The 18550-nt window shown below is 64.0% G+C and carries 18 protein-coding genes; 11 read left to right on the forward strand and 7 right to left on the reverse strand.

Annotation, left to right across the window (positions count from 1 at the left end; genetic code table 11):
* The 3 genes from RFA01S_RS26520 to RFA01S_RS26530 form a co-directional block, all read right to left on the reverse strand.
* The coding region (locus RFA01S_RS26520) for a DUF222 domain-containing protein (protein ID WP_139278563.1) at positions 1–313 on the reverse strand (313 nt) is incomplete at its 3' end.
* Between the two features lie 290 nt (positions 314–603).
* On the reverse strand, positions 604–1008 hold the full coding sequence (locus tag RFA01S_RS26525; RefSeq protein ID WP_027495236.1) for a hypothetical protein: 405 nt from the start codon (positions 1006–1008) through the stop codon (positions 604–606).
* Positions 1001–1396 (reverse strand): hypothetical protein, encoded by a 396-nt coding sequence (locus RFA01S_RS26530; RefSeq protein WP_230074147.1) that lies wholly within the window; start codon positions 1394–1396, stop codon positions 1001–1003. The genes RFA01S_RS26525 and RFA01S_RS26530 overlap by 8 nt, the downstream gene beginning before the upstream one ends.
* Positions 1397–1628: 232 nt before the next feature.
* Between RFA01S_RS26530 and RFA01S_RS26535 the strand changes: the two genes are divergently transcribed.
* Genes RFA01S_RS26535 through RFA01S_RS26570 form a run of 8 tightly spaced genes read left to right on the forward strand, consistent with a single transcriptional unit; the run spans position 1629 to position 9035 of the window.
* Positions 1629–2153, forward strand: a complete 525-nt coding sequence (locus RFA01S_RS26535) for an MSMEG_0572/Sll0783 family nitrogen starvation response protein (protein ID WP_027495238.1) — start codon at positions 1629–1631, stop codon at positions 2151–2153.
* A 9-nt stretch (positions 2154–2162) separates the two neighbouring features.
* Positions 2163–3218, forward strand: coding sequence for an MSMEG_0568 family radical SAM protein (locus tag RFA01S_RS26540; protein ID WP_032406336.1), 1056 nt, complete (start codon positions 2163–2165; stop codon positions 3216–3218).
* A 1-nt stretch (position 3219) separates the two neighbouring features.
* Positions 3220–4635, forward strand: a complete 1416-nt coding sequence (locus RFA01S_RS26545) for an MSMEG_0567/sll0787 family protein (RefSeq protein ID WP_032406337.1) — start codon at positions 3220–3222, stop codon at positions 4633–4635.
* Positions 4632–5513 carry a carbon-nitrogen hydrolase family protein gene (locus RFA01S_RS26550; RefSeq protein ID WP_032406338.1) on the forward strand — a complete coding sequence of 294 codons (882 nt, stop codon included), beginning with the start codon at positions 4632–4634 and terminating at the stop codon, positions 5511–5513. Before RFA01S_RS26545 ends, RFA01S_RS26550 begins: the two co-directional genes overlap by 4 nt.
* Positions 5506–5796, forward strand: a complete 291-nt coding sequence (locus tag RFA01S_RS26555; RefSeq protein WP_032406339.1) for an MSMEG_0570 family nitrogen starvation response protein — start codon at positions 5506–5508, stop codon at positions 5794–5796. Before RFA01S_RS26550 ends, RFA01S_RS26555 begins: the two co-directional genes overlap by 8 nt.
* On the forward strand, positions 5793–7118 hold the full coding sequence (locus RFA01S_RS26560; protein WP_052060470.1) for an MSMEG_0569 family flavin-dependent oxidoreductase: 1326 nt from the start codon (positions 5793–5795) through the stop codon (positions 7116–7118). Before RFA01S_RS26555 ends, RFA01S_RS26560 begins: the two co-directional genes overlap by 4 nt.
* A gap of 7 nt (positions 7119–7125) precedes the next feature.
* The gene (locus tag RFA01S_RS26565; RefSeq protein ID WP_027495243.1) at positions 7126–7977 is read left to right on the forward strand and encodes a carbon-nitrogen hydrolase family protein; all 852 of its coding nucleotides are present in this window, start codon (positions 7126–7128) and stop codon (positions 7975–7977) included.
* The gene (locus RFA01S_RS26570; RefSeq protein WP_032406340.1) at positions 7974–9035 is read left to right on the forward strand and encodes an MSMEG_0565 family glycosyltransferase; all 1062 of its coding nucleotides are present in this window, start codon (positions 7974–7976) and stop codon (positions 9033–9035) included. Before RFA01S_RS26565 ends, RFA01S_RS26570 begins: the two co-directional genes overlap by 4 nt.
* Here RFA01S_RS26570 and RFA01S_RS26575 read toward each other — a convergent pair.
* From RFA01S_RS26575 to RFA01S_RS26585, 3 genes are read right to left on the reverse strand one after another with little or no spacing between them, the layout of a single operon-like run.
* On the reverse strand, positions 9017–10048 hold the full coding sequence (locus RFA01S_RS26575) for an adenylate/guanylate cyclase domain-containing protein (RefSeq protein ID WP_032406341.1): 1032 nt from the start codon (positions 10046–10048) through the stop codon (positions 9017–9019). The two genes, RFA01S_RS26570 and RFA01S_RS26575, sit on opposite strands and share 19 nt — an antisense overlap.
* Positions 10041–11468 (reverse strand): HAD-IB family hydrolase, encoded by a 1428-nt coding sequence (locus RFA01S_RS26580; protein ID WP_032372538.1) that lies wholly within the window; start codon positions 11466–11468, stop codon positions 10041–10043. The genes RFA01S_RS26575 and RFA01S_RS26580 overlap by 8 nt, the downstream gene beginning before the upstream one ends.
* A complete protein-coding gene (locus RFA01S_RS26585; RefSeq protein ID WP_032367917.1) occupies positions 11465–13762 on the reverse strand; it encodes a glycerol-3-phosphate 1-O-acyltransferase in 2298 nt (765 codons plus the stop codon). The genes RFA01S_RS26580 and RFA01S_RS26585 overlap by 4 nt, the downstream gene beginning before the upstream one ends.
* Before the next feature lie 326 nt (positions 13763–14088).
* Between RFA01S_RS26585 and RFA01S_RS26590 the strand changes: the two genes are divergently transcribed.
* Positions 14089–14874 carry a DUF6319 family protein gene (locus RFA01S_RS26590; protein WP_032406342.1) on the forward strand — a complete coding sequence of 262 codons (786 nt, stop codon included), beginning with the start codon at positions 14089–14091 and terminating at the stop codon, positions 14872–14874.
* 66 nt (positions 14875–14940) lie between these two features.
* Positions 14941–15597 carry a chymotrypsin family serine protease gene (locus tag RFA01S_RS26595; protein ID WP_027495249.1) on the forward strand — a complete coding sequence of 219 codons (657 nt, stop codon included), beginning with the start codon at positions 14941–14943 and terminating at the stop codon, positions 15595–15597.
* Between the two features lie 63 nt (positions 15598–15660).
* On the opposite strand, the gene RFA01S_RS26600 is transcribed toward RFA01S_RS26595, so the two are convergent.
* Positions 15661–16281: a TetR/AcrR family transcriptional regulator gene (locus RFA01S_RS26600; protein ID WP_032406343.1), complete on the reverse strand. Its 621-nt coding sequence runs from the start codon at positions 16279–16281 to the stop codon at positions 15661–15663.
* A 184-nt stretch (positions 16282–16465) separates the two neighbouring features.
* Here RFA01S_RS26600 and RFA01S_RS26605 point away from each other — a divergent pair, with 184 nt between their 5' ends.
* Positions 16466–18439: an MFS transporter gene (locus RFA01S_RS26605; protein WP_032406344.1), complete on the forward strand. Its 1974-nt coding sequence runs from the start codon at positions 16466–16468 to the stop codon at positions 18437–18439.
* Positions 18440–18550 lie beyond the last annotated feature (111 nt).

The following is an 18550-nucleotide window of genomic DNA, read 5'->3' on the forward strand; positions in this document are numbered from 1 at the left end:
CGGCGAAGGTGAGGATCAGGGCGGCGTGGTCGACGGACATGACGCCGGTGTTGACGGCGTCGGCGATGTCGGGGAAGTTCTTCAGCCCGCGAGCGAGGGCCACGATCTTGTTCGCTTTGCTCGGGGTGAGGAGGGTGGTGGAGGTCAGCCAGCCTGCGGGTCCGGGGAAGCCGAGCTTCTCTCGGCTCACGCGGGTGTCGATGTCGGCGACGAGGGCGATCCGCCGGGCTTCGAGCAGTTGGATTCGGTGGGAGACATCAGCAGCGTCGGCGAGGAGTTCGCTTTCGCTCAGTTGCCAGATCTCCGTGGTCATGGACCAAGTGTATCGAACGGGTGTTCGATGCGCAATGATGGTGCAATCGAAAACTATTGCTGTGCACAAGGATTCGGGATGCGGAACCTGTCGGTGGCCCGTGATATGGCCGCAACGTCAGTCGAGTGAGGATCGCCCGGGACCGCTGAACTCGAACGGGGCGGCGCGCAGTGGCCTCGATGTAGGGGCCGGCCGGCAGTGCAGGTGAACATCGATTAAGCAGATGCTGCGTCGCCGCCACAGAGGTGCGTCGACACCTGACACAGTTGCGCGAGATGTAGAGCAGACCTCTACTGCTGGCGTGTCTTTCGCAACCACCACAGTCCTGCGATGGGCAGCACGACCGGGATGAAGACGTAACCGGATCCGAAGTGCGACCACACCGTCGGCTCCGGGAAGTCCTGTGGCTGGATGTAGCTGAGGGTGCCGATGCCGAGGACTCCGACGAGTTCGATGATGCAGGAGACCGTCACCACTCGTCGTGATGCCTCGGTTGCTCGTGCCAGGCCGACCGTCGCGATGATGTAGACCACGGCTGCGAATGCCGACAGCAGGTACGCGACTGGGGCGTTGTCGAATCGGGTGGTGAGTTGCACGATCGATCGCGATGTCGCGGCAACGGCGAACACGGCGTAGACGGCGATGAGGAAGCGTCCGAATCCGGTGCGCGTGGCTTGCTGAAGTTTGTCAGGCATATCCGGCCCAAATCTGGCTCAGTCGCAACACCATGGCTGCGAGGGTGAGGACGGCTACAAGGAGCACCGCGGTACCGCCGCGGGAACGGTCGCCCAGAGACCACCACGTTCCGAGTGGGAGCAGGAACAGCAGTCCTACGAGGTACGACCCGAACGTGAGCCGGTGAATGTCGCGATCGGAGGCGAACATCATCACGAACCCGATCACGGCCTGCAGTGCAACGACGCCTTCGGTAGCCGCGATCGTCCAGAACAGCGCGCGGTCGGCCTTGTTCTTCAGAAGAACGGGCCTGTTCGTGGCGAGCTTCACGAGCACCCAGATCCCCACTACCAGGGACAACACGTACAACAAGCCGGTGACGGCGCCGATCATCGAGTTCCTCGTCATGCTGCGGTGGGTGGATGGACTTCCCTTCACAGTAACCGCGTAACACCACGTCAACACTGTGAGGCCCTTGAAACACGACGTTGTTCCGAGCGTGACCAATCGGAAATCGACGAGGCCTGTACTTGTTCCATGGCCGCAGAGGATCTGCCCTCTCGTCGGACATGACGGTTTTCTCGGGTGGACATCGGTGTCCACCGCATCCAGCCCGCTCTGCGAACCTCAGGAGACGCACGTGTCAGATCTCGACCAGTCCATCGCCGAGAACATCAAGAAGTCCCTCGAGGAGATTCCGCATCCCTCACTTCCCAAGGGCAGCAACATCTACGGCTCCACCAAGATCTTCCCCGACTACAAGGCGGAGAACGGCGAAAGCTACTTCACGCTGGTGCACGGCATCGCCCACGAGTCGTCGGTATCGTTCGTCGCGGTGCTGCAGGCCACCCGCGCTCTGCGCAAGGGTTTCGAGTCGGCGATGTACTTCTACGGACCCGGTGCTATCAATTGCCTTGCCACACGCGGTTTCCCGACCACCGGAGACTCGGGCTTCCCGGGTGAACAGAACATCAACGACTCCCTCGCGACGTTCATCGCCGAGGGCGGCACCGTGTTCTGCTGCCGCTTCGGACTGGCCCTGCACGGGGGTCGTGAAGAAGACCTCATCGAGGGCGTCATCCCGGCCCACCCCCTGGACGTGCAGGACGCATTGATCCATTACGCGCGCAAGGGTGCCATCATCAATTCGACCTACATGGTCTAGGGGGCGGTTATGTCCATCTCTACACGTGTGGATCTGGCGTTGCTCGGGATTCGAGGAGCAACGCCGGTGTCCAGAACTGCCGGTGCCGGCCCGAGTGACGATGGACATGTCCGCATCGATGGTCTCGGCGCAGCACTCCCGCGCAACCCGCTCAGTCCGTACGTACTCGAAGAAGGGCGAGTTCTGTTCGACGGAAACGACATCGGCCTCGATGTTCAGGCCGTCGATCGCCCGAAGTTCTACGACCTCTCCACCGCCGACGGCGTCGCCTACGAGAAGATCGCCAAGCTGCACGGCAACAGTGTCCTGGCCACGACCGTGGTCCAGACGTGCATTCGCTACGACGCCGATCAACGGTGCCGCTTCTGTTCCATCGAAGCGTCTCTGGACGCGGGCGACACCATCGCTGTCAAGACGCCCGCGCAACTTGCGGAGGTGGCGGAGGCCGCTGTCCGGCTGGACGGGGTGACGCAGATGGTCATGACGACGGGCACTTCGGCCGCGAAGGATCGCGGTGCCCGTCATCTGGCCCGGTGCGTACGTGCCATCAAGGCCGTGGTCCCGGAACTGCCGATCCAGGTGCAGTGCGAACCTCCGGGTGACCTGCAGACCATCCAGGATCTGTACGACGCCGGAGCCGAGTCCATCGGTATTCACGTCGAATCGCTCGACGACGACGTGCGCCGCAGATGGATGCCGGGCAAGGCATCGGTCTCGATGGACGAGTACCGCGCGGCATGGAAAGAAGCGGTCCGGGTTTTCGGGCGTAACCAGGTCTCGACCTACATCCTGGTCGGTCTCGGCGAGGATCCCGACGAATTGGTCTCGGGTGCAGCGGAACTGATCGAGATGGGTGTGTATCCCTTCGTCGTCCCGTTTCGGCCGCTCGCAGGCACGTTGGCGGTGGATGTCGACCGGGCGACGGCTCCCGCTGCCGACGTCCTCGAAAGCGTCACCCGACGCGTCGCCAAGGAACTTCAGGCAGCGGCGATGCTCGGGTCCGACCAGAAAGCAGGCTGCGCGGCCTGCGGTGCGTGCAGCATTCTGCAGAACGCGGGAGGGTGACATGTACGGCGTCGTGGAGGGTAACGACCTCGCCGGATTGTCCGGCGCTGCAATCACTGTCGTGCAACCGGAGTTCATCGTCCAGCCGTGCAGCGGGACAGCAGAATTGAATGCGTACCGGGCGCTGCGCAGAGAGACGTTCGTCGCCGAACAGGGCTTGTTCGCCGGCACCGATCACGACGACGTCGACGACGATCCTCGCTGCGTCGTTCTCGTGGCCACCGATCGAGCCGGCACCGTGCTCGGTGGGGTGCGCCTGGCACCCTGCACGGCAACGGATCTGGGGTGGTGGGCCGGCAGTCGCCTGGTGGTCACCACCTCTGCGCGCACTTCCGGTGTGGGCCCAGCGCTGGTGCGTGCGGCCTGTGCTCATGCCGAAAGTCGTGGCGTTTTGCGCTTCGACGCGACGGTGCAGAAGCGCAACGAGACACTGTTCACCCGTCTCGGCTGGATCAGGCGTGGCGACGTCGAGGTGGCGAATACTCCACACGTGGCGATGTATTGGCCGATCGACAGGATCGAACGGCTGGTGTCGTCTACCAAGGCGATGCTCGCCGGCGTCCTCGCGCCGCTGAAGGCGCAGCCACTCGGGCTCGGTGCCAAAGGATTTCGAGGTGACGACGGTGTCCCGGTTCCCGGGAGCGACATGATCGCCGCCTGCGATGCGATCATCCCCTCGATGGTCGACCGCGACCCGGAGTGGGCCGGCTGGTGCGCGGCCCTGGTCAACCTCAACGACCTTTCGGCGATGGGTGCCTATGCAGTCGGCATGCTCGACTCCGTCGGTGCACCCACGCAATCTCGATTGACCCGCATCATCCGCGGCCTCGCCAATGCGTCTGCGGCCTGGCAGGTTCCGGTACTCGGTGGCCACACCCAGGCCGGGGTGCCGTCGTCGCTGTCGGTCACCGCTCTGGGGCGCACAGCGAACCCGGTACGGGCCGGCGGGGGAAGCGTCGGCGATCGATTGACGCTGACGGCGGACGTCGAGGGTGGCTGGCGTCGTGGGTATCAGGGCCAGCAATGGGATTCGACGTCACGGCGCAACTCCGCCGAACTGACGACCATGGCATCGTTCGTCGCCCGTACCGCGCCCAAGGCCGCCAAGGACGTCTCGATGGCCGGCCTGGCGGGCACTACCGGGATGCTGGCCGAGGCAAGCGGAACCGGTGCCGTATTGGACATCTCCTCGATTCCGAAGCCCGACTCGGCGTCGATGGGCGAATGGATCACGTGTTTTCCCGGGTTCGCGATGATCACCGCGGACCGTCCCGGTGCACCGACTGCACCGTCCGGACCTGCACTGTCCGCAGAATGCGGAGAGCTCACCGACATTCCGGGCGTCGCCTTGCGATGGCCCGACGGAATCACCACGCGCGCGGTCACTTCGACGGTGACCGGATTGGGAGAAGCATGAACGACATCACGATCTCCGTGGCCGCAGCCGAGTTCGGCCGCGACATGGAACAGGGTTACGCCACCATCGCCGCCCTGCTCGAGGAATCGCGTAATCGCGGTAGCCAACTGCTGGTGCTACCGGAAGCGTGCCTGGGTGGGTACCTGCCCAGCCTCGGTGGCGGCGACGAGACCGAAGAATCGAGACAGCGTCGACTGAAGGCACTACCGCCGGCTCTGGAACTCGAAGGCCCCGAGATCAGGCGGGTCATCGACATGGCGGGCGATACTGTCGTCACGTTCGGATTCTGTGAGAAGGACGGCGATACCCGCTACAACGCCGCGGTGACGGTCGACGGCAGCGGCATCCTCGGTTCGTATCGCAAGGTGCACCAGCCACTCGGCGAAAACCTCTGCTACGCAGCGGGAGAGAGCTACTCCGCCTTCGACACTCCGGTCGGCCGGATGGGCATGCAGATCTGCTACGACAAGGGATTCCCCGAGGCGGCTCGCGAACTCGCGCTCGACGGAGCCGAGATCGTCGCGTCCATCTCCGCGTGGCCGACGGCACGTACCGCGACGACCCCGAACATGGAAGAAGATCGGTGGAAGCAACGCTTCGACATCTATGACCGCGCTCGTGCACTGGAGAATCAGATCATCTGGGTCGCAGCGAATCAGGCCGGCACGTTCGGGTCTCTGAGGTTCGTCTGCAGCGCCAAGATCGTCGGGCCCGGCGGTGAGATCCTCGCGGGCACAGGCGTCGAGCCGGGTTTGGCCACAGCCACCGTCGATGTCGAGGCGCTTATCGGCGCGGCACGTGGCGGTGGCATGTACAACCTGCGCGACCGACGGCCCTCGGTCTATCGCACCATCACCAAGGAGACCGTTCATGCCTGAGATGTCGTTCGTGGTGCGGTGGCCCGACGGACGCGAACAGTCCTGCTACTCGCCCTCTTTGGTGATGCACGACTATCTGAGCCCCGGGCAGGAATACCCGGTGGCCGAGTTCGTTCAGCGAACGTCCGAGGCGCTGACCGTGGCGAGCGATCGAGTTCTCGCCAAGTTCGGTATGCGGTGCACGTCGGCCGCGCAGCAGATGGAAGAGATTCACGGTGTCAGCGCGTCGTATCGGGCCGGTGCCGTTCGCGTACTGAGCATGTCGGGAGCTGAATTGCTATGAATCCGAACAGCGTGACAGAGCACCACAGTGCAAGAGAGAACCATTCCGTAATCGTCATCGGCGGCGGGCAGGCCGGACTGTCCATCAGCTGGCATCTGACGCAGCGAGGCATCGACCACGTCGTCCTCGAACGCGACATCATCGCGCACGAATGGAAGGACTCGCGCTGGGACAACTTCACCCTCGTCACCCCCAACTGGCAGTGTGCGCTCCCCGGATACTCCTACGACGGTGACGATCCCGACGGGTTCATGCAGCGCGACGAGGTCTACGCCTTTGTCCGACGCTACGCCGAGAGCTTCGATGCACCGGTCCGAGAGTATGTTTCGGTGAATCAGGCCTTGCAATCTGCGGCAGGCGGCTTCGACCTACAGACCTCCGCCGGCCCCATGCACGCCGATCAGATCGTCGTTGCCGTCGGCGGTTACCACATCCCGACCATTCCGCGATTCGCCGAGAAGCTGCCCCGCGACATCGTCCAGATCCACTCGTCCGAATACCGCGGCTCGCACCAGTTCCCGAACGGCGACGTACTGGTCGTCGGCACCGGCCAGTCCGGAGCGCAGATCGCCGAGGATCTGCATCTCGGCGGCCGCCGGGTTCATCTCGTCGCCGGCACCGCACCTCGCGTCGCACGCTTCTATCGGGGGCGTGACTGTGTCGCCTGGCTGCACGACATGGGCGTCTACGATGTCTCCATCGAAGATCAACCCGGTGGCGTCGGCAAACGCGAGAACACGAACCACTACGTCACCGGCCGTGACGGTGGTCGAGACATCGACCTGCGCGCGTTCGCGACCGAGGGCATGCAGCTGTACGGCCGTCTGCTGGGCGTGGAGGACGGCGTCCTGCAGTTCGCCCCGACCCTCGAAGCGTCCCTCGACGCTGCGGATCGGGTGGCCGAGAGCATCAAAGACAACATCGACGCGTACATCGAGCGCGAGGGCATCAGTGCGCCCACCGAGGACCGCTACGTGCCGGTGTGGCGTCCGGAGTCCGAGACGACCGAACTCGATCTCGCCACCACCGACATCACCGCGGTCGTCTGGTCGGTCGGCTTCCGCACCGACTACCGATGGCTGAAGGTCGGGGCGTTCGACGGCGAGGGCCACCCGACGCACAACCGCGGCGTCACATCGGTTCCCGGCCTGTACTTCCTGGGCCTGCCCTGGCAGCACACCTGGGGTTCGGGACGCTTCGCCTCGGTGGCCCGCGACGCCGCATTCCTGGCCGATCAAATCGGCCTCGAGATCAGTGCTGCGCAGTCCCGAAACTCGACGCAGTCCCGAAACCCCGCGCAGCCGCAGAGTCAGATGGTCTGATCTCGACGTGGCTCCCATCAAGATCGGTGCATTGGCAGCACATTTCGGTAGAGATGTCGATCGGGCCGTACTGAAGATCACGACGATCATCTCCAGTGCGGCCCGCGAGGGAATCGATCTCTTGGTGCTGCCCGACGCATCCCTCGGGGGTTACATCAACAGCCTGAGCAATCCGGATCCGTCCGAGTTGCCGCCCACTCTCGATCCTGACGGTCCGGAGTTGGCTGCGATCATCGCAGCGGCGGGTGCGATGACGGTGTGCATCGGGTACACCGAGTTGTCGAAGGGGCTGCGGTACAACGCTGCTGCGTGCCTGACGGGCGACGGGATCCTCGGCAGTCACCGCAAGGTGCATCAGCCGCTCGGGGAATCCTTGGCCTACGCCGCCGGAGATCGGTTCGAGGCCTTCGATACACCGGTCGGACGGATGGGCATGCTGATCGACTACGACAAGACGTTCCCGGAGTCGGCCCGCACGCTCGCATTGGATGGCGCGAGAATCATTGCGGCGCTGTCGGCGTGGCCGGCCAGCGTCACCGATCGGGCCTCCTCGCTACCGAACGATCGGCAGTCGCGACTGTTCGATCTGTACGACGCTGCGCGCGCCGCCGAGAACCAGGTGGTGCTCGTCTCGTCCAACCAGACCGGGGTGATGGGATCCCTGCGGTTCCTCGGCCAGGCGAAGATTGTCGGGCCCGGCGGAGACGTGTTGGCCAAGACGTGGTCCAAAGGCGGTTTGGCCGTGCACGAGATCGACGTCGATGCCGAGGTGGATCGGGCCCGGAGAGGTCTGCATCACCTGGCCGAGCGACGCGTCGACGCCTATCCGAACTTGTTGCAGGAGAAGCCGGATCGATGAAGATCGCGCTGTTGACCTATTCGTCCAAACCGCGCGGAGGCGTGGTGCATACGTTGGCTCTGGCCGAAGCGCTGGCACGCGCCGGCCAGGATGTGTCGGTGTGGTCGCTGGGCCGCGGGGGCGACAGTGAGTTCTTCCGCAAGGTCGACCCGGCTGTCACCGTTCGGATGGTCCCGTTTTCCCACCGCGAGAACGAGACCGTCGGCGAGCGGATTCTGCGATCGATAGGCGTTCTGCGGCAGGCTTTCACGCCCGACGAGTACGACATCGTCCATGCTCAGGACTGCATCTCGGCCAACGCCGTCGGCCGGTGCATCAGGACCATCCACCATCTCGACGAGTTCACCACTCCCGAGCTCGCGGCATGTCACGAACGAGCGATCACCGCGCCGTACGCGCGAATCTGTGTGTCCACTGCGGTGGCCGACGACGTCCGACGCGGCTGGGGGTTCGATCCGGTCGTCATTCCCAATGGAGTCGATGCCGGAAGGTTCTCGGCAGCAGCCGAATCGGGCCGATCGCACTGGAACGGGAAGTTCGGCAGGTACGTGCTTGCAGTCGGCGGCATCGAGCCACGCAAGGGCAGTCTCGATCTACTCGACGCCTTCGCCGGGCTGTCCGATCGCCACGTGCAACTGGTGTTCGCCGGCGGCGAGACCCTGTTCGACTACCGTGACTATCGGTCCGAATTCGACCGTCGAGCAGTAGAACTGGGCATCGAGCCGGTGATACTCGGAACCGTCGACGACGACGAGCTGCCGCATCTCGTGGCGCAGGCTGCGGTACTGCCGTTCTTCTCCACCAAGGAAGGCTTCGGCCTGGCCGCGATGGAGGCGCTCGCCGCATCGACTCCGGTGGTGGCGCGTGATCTGCCGGTACTGCGAGGGGTGTTCGGAGACAGCGTCACCTACGCGTCGTCGGTGGAGACCATGACCAGCGAATTGGACCGTGCGTTGCACGAGCCGCACGATCCGTCACCGGGGCTGGCGCTGGCGCACAGCCTCACCTGGGACGAGGCTGCGCGTCGACACCTGGAGTTCTACTCCTCGCTACGCTGACCGGTTCGCTTGTTGCGCTTGAGCCGGTGAGGCTTGAGCTTGTGGAACCCTTTGACCCGTAGTGAACGGACCGATTTGAGGTAGAACTCCGAGTCGTGACGCAGTTCATCCGTCATGACGGTATCGACCAGGATCGTTCCGGGATTGGCCGAACTGGTCAGGCGCGCAGCAATATTGACCACCGACCCGTACAGGTCGCCGTACCGTGCCAGTACCGGGCCCCACGCCAGCCCGACCCGCAGGTCCGGCATGTCCTCCTGCTCGTCGAAGGCGTCCTGGAGGTCGAGGGCGATGTGGGCGGCATCCTCGGGGGTCTGCGCGCTGAACATCACCTCGTCGCCGACGTTCTTGATCACCGAACCGCGCCCTCGCGCAATGATATTGGTGGCCAATGACTCGAACTCCTCGAGTAGCGTCGTCAACTCGCCGATGTCGAGTCGACGCGTCAGGCTCGTGTAGCCGACCATGTCGGCGAACCCGACGGCCATCGTGGGACTGTCGGCGGCGTCGTCGGGAGCGGCGATGGATCGACCGGCCGCTGCTGCCAGGTGGCGTCGCCAGGTGTATCCCTGGAGCGCTTCGAGGGTGGGGACGGTTTCTGCGGCGATGGCACGGGCGTTCCGGCGAATCGCGTCGATGTCGTTCGTGTCTTCTTGGCTGTCGATGATGCGTTCGAGTATGTGAGAGTTCACAACGCCCACTTGCCATTCCGCGAGCCGGGACATCGACTGCCCGAGGGTGCGTGCGATCGCAACCTCCATCTCGGGCTTGATCACCTTCTGCGCGGTCAGTGCGGTGATCAGCTTCAGAGCTTCGAGATCGGCGTCGGTGTAGACGAGTGCGTCGGTATCGGTGTGGACGGGGAAGCCCATGCCGATCCACAGGGCGATGACCCGCTCGAGCGGAATCCCGGACTTCTCGACGATGTCGGCGCGGTTGTACTTGGGCTCGCCGCCCAGTAGATTCTGCTCGATCTCCGTCTGTACTACCGAGTTGATCTGATTCTCAGGCATATCCCAACGTTCTGTCGAAATAGGAACGGACGGCGTCCACGTACTCGTCGATCTTGTCGGGATCCCAATCCGTGGTGGGTATGGGCTCGCCGACGGTGACCTTGACCGTACCGGAGTGAACGGTGAAGTCCTTCTTCCACATCACGTCACCGGCGTTGTGAATAACGATCGGAACGATCGGCACGCCGGCCTGCATCGCCAGGTGAAAACCGCCCTTCTTGAATCGGCCGAGACGGGACGTCGGCATGCGAGTGCCCTCGGGGGCGATGGCGACCGAGATGCCGCTGTGCAGCTTCTCGATCGCGGGCCGCATGGCCTCTCGCGCTTGCGCAGGATCGCCGCGGTCGACATAGGCGACGTCGAAGATCCTGCCCAACAATGCGAAGCGCGGGTCGCGTTCGAGTTCCCGCTTGGCAACGGCGGTGATGTCGCGTCGCAGGATGGAAGTGACGATGATCGAGTCGGCGGTGCTCTGATGGTTGAACATGAAGACGGCGGGCCGGGCTGACCACGCATTTTCGGTTCCGGTGACGTCGAGCTTGACTCCGGCGAGGGTCAGCGCGATGTCCGGGGCGATGGTGCTGGTGATATTGGCACCGGTGCGGCGACTGCGGGTAAGCAATCCCAGGCCGAGCCCGATCGACGCACTCGCGAGCACCGATCCGAGCGCCGCCGTGCTGCGTACGGCCGACGTGATATCCGTGCCACGCTTCGGGCTGTCCAGCGTCAGGGCCGGCCAATTCTTCTTGGCGGCATAGCGCGCGAGATCAGGATCGGGGTTGAGGGCGATGGGACGGCCCACGGCTTCGAGCAGTGGCACGTCCTCACCGCCGTTCGAGTATGCGAAACAGCCTGCCAGAGCGATGCCTTCACGTTCGGCGTAGTCGATCGCCGCCTGCGCTTTGCGGGGTCCCCAGAGCGAATCGCCGACGAGCTCACCGGTGAGAATCCCGTCGGTGACCACCGGAGTCGTGCACAGCAACTCCTCGAACATCATGTCCTGCTGCACCGGCAGTGCCTGGTACGGCGTGGCCGAGGTAGCCATCACGAGGCGATGCCCGGCGTGCCGGTGAGCCTCGACGAGGGCCCGGGCCTGCGGGTAGATCATCGGCGCGATCTCGTTGCGGAACAGGGTGTATGCCTGTTCCATCAGGTCCTCTTCGCGACGGCCTTCGAGGCCGCGGACGGCCTTGCCCATCAGATTGTCGACGGGGGAGTTGCGCATCCGCATCTCGACGACGGCACTGGAGATCTCCCACAGTTCCTTGACCGTGACGTCGAGGGTCTTGAGGCGTTCGAGAAACACTGCGCGAGCAGAGAATCCGTTGATAAGGGTGCCGTCGAGATCGAAGAAGGCGATGGTGTCTCGGCCGGGTGGGGCGGCGGCGATCGCTATCAGTCGATCGTCGAAGTCGGTCATGGATTGTTCTCCTCGGGGGCAGAGATCGGTTCCACCTCACGGAGCATTCGGTGCGCCATATCCCGGATGGTACGTACCTTGCGGGCCCATTCGTCGATCTCCAGCGCGAAGTCCCTGCGGCGGCGGGCAATGCCGTCCGAGCTGGAATCGATCAGGTCGCGGTTTTCGGCCAGTTGCAGTGCAGTGTCGAACAGTTCGCCCGAGATGGACTCACTGTGATCGAGCTGCTGGCGGAGCCGCCTGGCCTGGGCAGCGCCGAGGCATTCCGAGATGAACTTCGGTTTGTCGAATTCTCCGCTCTGCGGCAGCAGCATCAGCTGGTCGGCCACTACCTGATAGGCCTCGAAGATCGGCTGCAGTACGCGGTGCGCCAGGTGCAGATCCTGCGATTCCAGCTGTCGCGCAGCATAATCGGGGTCGCTGATGCTGGTGCGCCAGTCCGGGTCGATGAGATCGACCTCGGATTCGAGACGCTCCCCGAAGTCCTTCTTGTCGCCGAAGAAGAACTCGAACTTGAGTAGATCTCGCAATTGCAGGGCCGACGTCCACAACGATTCCTGAGTCAGCGGCGTCGAGTCACCCTCGGTCGGTAGCACCACCAGCTCGCCGATGGCGCGCATCACGAAGAAGTGAATGGCGTTGTTGCGGAAGAACGCTGCCACCAGATGCTTGTCCTGCGCCAGGTAGAACAGCGGTTCGGGGCCGTCGTCGAAACGCTTGACGACGTTGGCGTTGACCTGTGCGATGACGGCCGAGCGGACGACGTCGACGTCGGCGATGTCCACCCCGCCCGCAGTGGGTAGGTTTCTGCGTTTGATGTAGCCGGCCAACGGCGAGATGATGGCCCACATCTCGTTGACGTTGAGTGCGCGATCCTCGATACCCAACAGCGCCATCGTGACCAGTGCTGCCGGGGTCACCGGCGTCGCATCGTTGATCGCATGGGAGACACCGAGCGCGATCTTCTGCACCGCGACGCGCTTGTCGGTGTTCTCGGCGACGATCGCCGCCACCGACATCGGCTCTCCGAAGTTCAGATAGACGTTGCCGCGCAACGTGCCCTGAGCGCGGATGTACCCGATGGCCATGCGAATGCCCTCGGCTTGCTTCTTCGCCCCGTGCGATTCTTCGGCCATCGCGCCGACCTCGTGCAGTCGGTCGTAGGTGATGGACGTCGGGATCAAATAGACGTCCTCCGCGTCGCTCGACTCGAGGGCGTCGACGAGGTAGGTCAGCAGACCGAACCGCGGCGGTCGGAGCTTTCCGGTGCGGCTGCGTCCGCCCTCGATGTACCACTCGAGGTTGAACCGCTTGCTGAGCAGAAAACTCATGTACTGACGCAGCGTCCATTTGTAGATCGCGTCCGAGAACTTGCGCTGAATGAGCACCACGCCACTGCGTTTGGCTATCGGGCCCAACGGCCAGAAGCCGACATTGATGCCGCCCATGACGTGATTGAGCGGCAGTCCCTCGGCGAGAAGCGCGGGACGCAGCACGAGTGGGTCGAGGTAGGAACGGTGATTGGGCAGGAACACCAACGGATAGTTCTTGTTGAGTTCGCGAACCTTCTGCAGCTGATCGCGATCGACGTCGACCTTGTACGCCCGCGAGAAGTACGCGCCGAGGGTGCCCCACATCTCGACGGCGCGCCTGGTTTCGGTCGCCACCATCTCGCCGAGGATGTCCTGAACCCTCTTGTCGACGGTGTCGCGATCCTGGCCGACGTGGTCTGCGAGCTCGGTGATGCCGTCCCTGAACTTCTTCTGCTCCGTCATGTCCTCGACGACGAAGCGCGGAATCTTGTACTCCGAGCCGATGACTCCGCGTTCGGCCTTGTCCAGTGCGAGACTCGCCTGCCGCAGGATGAACGACGACAACGACGTGCCGCCGCCGCGCTCGAACCGATCCTGGAGATCGCTCAGGGTTGCGGGTTCACCGACCAGCACTGCGGAGTGATCGGGATCGTCGTTGGCCACCCACCGCTGCCACACCCGTGTCGGCTTCGAGCGGCCTCTAGGGGCGAAGATGCGGTGCAGAATGCCGGTGCTGCGATCGGTCAACGTGACCCGCAGCGGAATGAGCAGCGGATCGTCGGCGTACCCGCGGACGGTGTCCGACAGTGATGTCCTGGCCTCACCGGACAGAACGACCGACGGGGGCCGACGTTCTCCGTCCGGGGTGGTGGCGTCGATCCACTGATTCAGGGCCTGAACCTCGAGAGTGCTTCTGGCATCGAGCAAGTACACGTGCGGACCGTCGCTGAGCGATTGCTGGTCCGCGTCGAGGTGGTACATCGAAGCTCCTGTTCCGTACCTGCGCAAGAAGGTACGCCGTCAGGCTACGCGGGAGAATCCCGGCGCGAGGGCGGTTCGGCGAGGTGGTCGACGGCACTCGACGGGCGCTCGAACGGCCTGTCGGTTAGAGTCGTGCCATCGGCCTTCTCTGGCCAAGCCTCTCAAGTGCTAATCGTAGTAACTGTCACTTCTGGTTACAGTTACTCTGGGTTACACATACTTGGGATCGACGTCATCCTCGCGACCAATACTCGATGCTGTGCTGCCTGCGCACGTGAATCTGTGCGACAGTATTCGCAAACACTTTCGAGAAAGGCCGGTAGTCGATGCCACCCCGTGGGCGCGCCGTGAACGATTCGCTGACTCCCGAGAACCTGACGACGCTGGCAGCAGCGCTCGCCGAGGGACGTCGCGCCACCGTGTATCTCCGCGAGCCGAATCCGAGCCTCGGCCTGCCCGACGGCACGTCGGCCAAGGTGGTATCCATCGACGGCAACACCGTCACCATCAGCCCGAAGGGCGTCAACGACGAACTGCCCTACGAGGCCGAGGAACTGCGCATCACCCGCAACCCGGCGACCCCACCCGCGCCTGCCAAGCGCATCCCCGCGAAGAAGACGGCATCGACTGCGCCGGTATCGGAGCCGGTCGCTGCCTCCGAGCCGGTCGCTGTCTCGAAAACGAGCCCTTCTTCTACATCGGCCACGGCTTCTACATCGGTCACGGCGTCGACATCGAGCGCTGCTCCGAAGTCGGTACCGGCAACCGACGTTGCCGCCAAGCCCGCCGGTGCGGGGTCTGCGTCGACCGGCTCGGCCCCACGTCGTCCGAAGAAGGCGCCGGGCGGAGTGAGCGTGACCATTCATGCCGGTGCCGACAACGATTGGTCGGTCACCGTCACGCAGGGCGCGAAGAGGCCGACCAAGGCGCAGCCGGTGAGTCCGGAAGCGGTCGGTCGGGCCGTTCGTGAACTGGGCGATGTCACTGCACGCGATGCCGTCGAGGCTGTCATCTCCCATGCACGTGAAGAGGCGGCACGCCGCGTGGCCGAACTGAGTCGTCAACTCGACGAAGCTCGGACGACTCTTGCGGCCCTCGAGCAGGACGTATGAGCGACTAGCTCGTGTTACGACACGTTCTGTTGCTAGGGTTCTGCCGACACCGCTGAGAGGGAGTACATGTTCAAGAAATTCATGCTCGTCGTCGTGGGGGCGGCTGCAATCGTAGCCAGCGTCGGCGTGGGGACCGCATCCGCGGCCGCTCCTGCAGCTCTCGGCGGTGGGTCCGGAATCATCGTCGGAGGCCAGGCGGAGTGCACGCTGACGACGATCGGCAACGACCGCAACGGAAATCTCGTGGGCTTCACCGCCGGTCACTGTGGCCAAGCGGGTGCCTCCATCGTCCCGGAGTACGACACCTCCCTCGGTGAGGTGGGCCGCATCGCATTCTCCAACCCGGAGTACGACTACGCCCTCATCGAATTCCAGCGTGACAAGGTTGCCCCGATCAGCCGCGTGGGCAACGTGACCATCTCTCAGGTCGGCCCGCCGACGGCGTTCCCGAACATCGTGTGCAAAGAAGGCCGCACCACCGGCAACACCTGCGGTCTCGCGTATGGAGACGTTCTGCAGTCGCAGGAGACCTGGGCGCAGCTGTGCGTCGTCGAGGGTGACTCGGGTAGCCCGGTCGTCGTCGGCAACACCCTCGTCGGCATGGTCAACGCCTACCTGGGCGTCGCATGCTTCGGCCCCGAGGTCGGCACCAACTTCGATGCGATCCTTCGCAACGTCGATCAGGGCAACGGACTCGGCGCAGGATTCGTCCCCGCTCCCTGACCCGCACTCGAGACCGATGTCCCGTCGGCGCAATCACATTGCGCAGGCGGGGCATTCGTCGTTTCAGGGGTGGGCTCCGGCTGGCGCGTCCGCGGCACGGACACCGATCACGATGCGTTCGGCTTCGTCCGGTGCGATTCCGAGCAGGACCAGACTCGACGTGGTGGCCGCACCTGTGGGGTCGGTGAGCAGCCCGGCATTGGTGGCCTCGAGGATCGACAGCGCGATGGCTTCGATGTTGAGGATCAGCACCTCGGCCGGCAGATAGGTGGAGAACACACCCTCGCGCTGTCCACGTCGAATGACAGCCGCAGCCGACTCCCGCATCGGTCCCAGCAGGTCGTGAAGACCGTTGTGTCCCAGGTCGGTACGCGCAACCGCCAGTAGAAGCCGGTACTGATCGCCGACGCGTGCCAGTGCCAGCGTCTGGCGCACGAACACGGTGACGGCGGATTCGTCGACGGCCGGATCACGTTCGAGCGCGACCGAGATGCGTTCTGCGGCTTCGAGTGCGATGCCGTCGATCAGGGCTTCGCGAGAGGCGAAGTGCGAGTACACCGTTCGTCGGACCACCCCGGCCGCGGACGCGACGTCGTTGATGGTCGCGTCCGGATTGTTCGCCAGTACCCCCTGCGCGACATCGAGAATTCGCGCTCTGTTCGAGCGGGCGTCACTTCGCTGCACGGGCGATCGGGCTGTCCGTGCGCTCGGTCTCGACTCCGTCGTCTTCGGCACACGTCCACTTCTAGCACGATCGCGTCGACGCAGTGTGGTTGCCGCCACAAAAGATTGCCGATCCTAGCGCGAATTTCTTAAGCTGCACAGCACTGTGCAAGGTGTGTCGCACTTTGCCAACGGGGGGGAACACATGACACTGCTTGCGATGACACCTGTCCAAGAAATGCACAAACCCTATGCCCGACGATGGTCGGCCTTGGTGGTGTTGTGCCTGAGCCTGCTGATCGTGGTCATGGCGAACACGTCTCTGCTCGTCGCCGCGCCGTCGATGACGATGGATCTGGGCTTGACCAGCAGTGATCTTCAATGGGTGATCGACGGATACACCGTCCCGTACGCGTCGTTGATGCTGTTGTGCGGAGTGATCGGCGACCGGTACAGCCGACGCGGCGCGCTGATCATCGGACTGATCATCTTCGTGGCGGGGTCGGTGGCGGGGGCGCTGACCGATGCCACGCTAGGCGTGATCCTGGCTCGAATCGTCATGGGTGTCGCGGCTGCGATCGTCATGCCTGCGACGTTGTCTCTGCTGGTGGCCACGTTTCCCAAGCGTGAGCGGGCCACAGCCGTCACCGTGTGGGCGGCCACGTCCGGCCTCGCCATCGCCGCCGGGCCGTTGCTGGCCGGATGGCTTCTCGAGAGCTTCACGTGGAGTTCGACATTTCTGATCAACGTCCCGATTGCGCTGGCCGCCATAGCCGGAGCCGTCGTACTCGTCCCGCCGTCGCGAGCCGTCGATGCCGGTGCGATCGATTGGATCGGCGGGTTGCTGTCGGTTCTGGCCGTCTCGACCATCGTCTACTCCATCATCGAGGGCATGCACTTCGGCTGGACTGTCGGGCCGCTGTACTTCGGCCTCGTCGGACTGCTGTCGGTGTTGGGGTTCGTGGGCTGGGAACTACGACACCCCAATCCATTGCTGGACGTGCGGATATTCTCCTCGCGTGTTCTCGGGGGCGCCACCCTTGCGGTGCTGGTGTTCTTCCTGGTGACGTTCGGGGCGATCTACCTCGTGGCGCAGTACCTACAGTTCGCTCTCGGGTACGGCCCGGTCTCCACCGGAGTGCATCTGCTGCCGCTGGCCGGCGCAGTGTTCGTCGGTTCGGGAATCACGATGTGGCTGACCCCCAAGATGGGGCCGCGTGTCACCGTCACCGCAGGGATGATCGTGGGCACGCTGTCGGTCGTCTCCCTCGTCGGAATCGATTCGACGGCAACGTATGTCGAATTCCTGCCCGTACTGACGCTGCTCGGACTCGCCATCGGGCTGTCCGTCTCGCCCTGCACCGATGCCATCATGGGTGAGTTCCCGGACGACAAGCTCGGTGTCGGCGGCGGACTGAACGACACTGCACTCGAACTGGGCGGGTCTCTCGGCATCGCTGTATTGGGTTCGGTTCTGGCGGCGTCGTATCGACAGGGAATCGAGGGGTTTCTGCAGACCTTCCCCGGTAAGCAACCCAACGGCCAGTACACCGGTCAGGCCGCAGAAGGGCTTGCGGCATCGCAGGATTCGCTGGCCGGTGCGGTGATCGTCTCCGACATCATTCGCGAGCAGAATGTATTTCTGAGCGGTTTCGCAGACAATCTCGAAGCGAATGCCATCTCTGCCTTCGGCAGTGCCGTCGTGCACACCAGTGTCGTTGCGGCCGTGGTGTTCGGAACCGGAACCGTGATCGTGGCGTTCCTCATCCCGGCCAAGAACAAGGCGCTCGCGTCGTCGTCGGACATGATCGCGTTCGAGCCGATCGTGCCCTTCGTTGCGCCGCCGGCCACTCGTGCAGCGGCCGTCCGTGAGGTCGCCGAGCTCGAGCAGCTACTCGAACGCCCGTCGGCAGCCAAGCCCGAACCGAGTGCGCCGCGTATACCTCGAACCGTGAAGCCGCACAACGCTGCCGCGCCGGCACTGGTCGACGCCGAACTCGAACGCCCCAGCATCTATCAATTGGCGCTCGAACTCGGCGAACTGCCCGTCACACCGACACCGCCGGATGTGGAGCCGACCGAACCCCTGCAGACGTTCTACCAACGAGCCAGCCGACAACACGCGACGTGCACCGAGATGAACGAACGCTCGAGCCCTATCTGGGCCATGCCGCTGTAGACCTCCCGAACGCGTGAATGGACCACTGCACTGCCGCCGGGCTGGGATCAATGCGCCTTTGTTGCAGTCCAACTGACTGAAACCCACATTGATCCCAACCGGGGGGCTAGG

Origin of the sequence: Rhodococcoides fascians NBRC 12155 = LMG 3623 (assembly GCF_001894785.1) — a bacterium.
GTDB classification, from domain to species: Bacteria; Actinomycetota; Actinomycetes; order Mycobacteriales; family Mycobacteriaceae; genus Rhodococcoides; species Rhodococcoides fascians.

Bases quoted from the DNA above. Each gene is read 5' to 3' on its own strand.
- RFA01S_RS26595 (WP_027495249.1), top strand. From the start codon at position 14,941: ATGTTCAAGAAATTCATGCTCGTCGTCGTGGGGGCGGCTGCAATCGTA.
- RFA01S_RS26550 (WP_032406338.1), top strand. From the start codon at position 4,632: ATGAACGACATCACGATCTCCGTGGCCGCAGCCGAGTTCGGCCGCGAC.
- RFA01S_RS26560 (WP_052060470.1), top strand. From the start codon at position 5,793: ATGAATCCGAACAGCGTGACAGAGCACCACAGTGCAAGAGAGAACCAT.
- RFA01S_RS26590 (WP_032406342.1), top strand. From the start codon at position 14,089: ATGCCACCCCGTGGGCGCGCCGTGAACGATTCGCTGACTCCCGAGAAC.
- RFA01S_RS26570 (WP_032406340.1), top strand. From the start codon at position 7,974: ATGAAGATCGCGCTGTTGACCTATTCGTCCAAACCGCGCGGAGGCGTG.
- RFA01S_RS26555 (WP_032406339.1), top strand. From the start codon at position 5,506: ATGCCTGAGATGTCGTTCGTGGTGCGGTGGCCCGACGGACGCGAACAG.
- RFA01S_RS26580 (WP_032372538.1), bottom strand. From the start codon at position 11,468: ATGACCGACTTCGACGATCGACTGATAGCGATCGCCGCCGCCCCACCC.
- RFA01S_RS26585 (WP_032367917.1), bottom strand. From the start codon at position 13,762: ATGTACCACCTCGACGCGGACCAGCAATCGCTCAGCGACGGTCCGCAC.
- RFA01S_RS26575 (WP_032406341.1), bottom strand. From the start codon at position 10,048: ATGCCTGAGAATCAGATCAACTCGGTAGTACAGACGGAGATCGAGCAG.
- RFA01S_RS26525 (WP_027495236.1), bottom strand. From the start codon at position 1,008: ATGCCTGACAAACTTCAGCAAGCCACGCGCACCGGATTCGGACGCTTC.
- RFA01S_RS26530 (WP_230074147.1), bottom strand. From the start codon at position 1,396: ATGACGAGGAACTCGATGATCGGCGCCGTCACCGGCTTGTTGTACGTG.
- RFA01S_RS26540 (WP_032406336.1), top strand. From the start codon at position 2,163: ATGTCCATCTCTACACGTGTGGATCTGGCGTTGCTCGGGATTCGAGGA.
- RFA01S_RS26605 (WP_032406344.1), top strand. From the start codon at position 16,466: ATGACACTGCTTGCGATGACACCTGTCCAAGAAATGCACAAACCCTAT.
- RFA01S_RS26545 (WP_032406337.1), top strand. From the start codon at position 3,220: ATGTACGGCGTCGTGGAGGGTAACGACCTCGCCGGATTGTCCGGCGCT.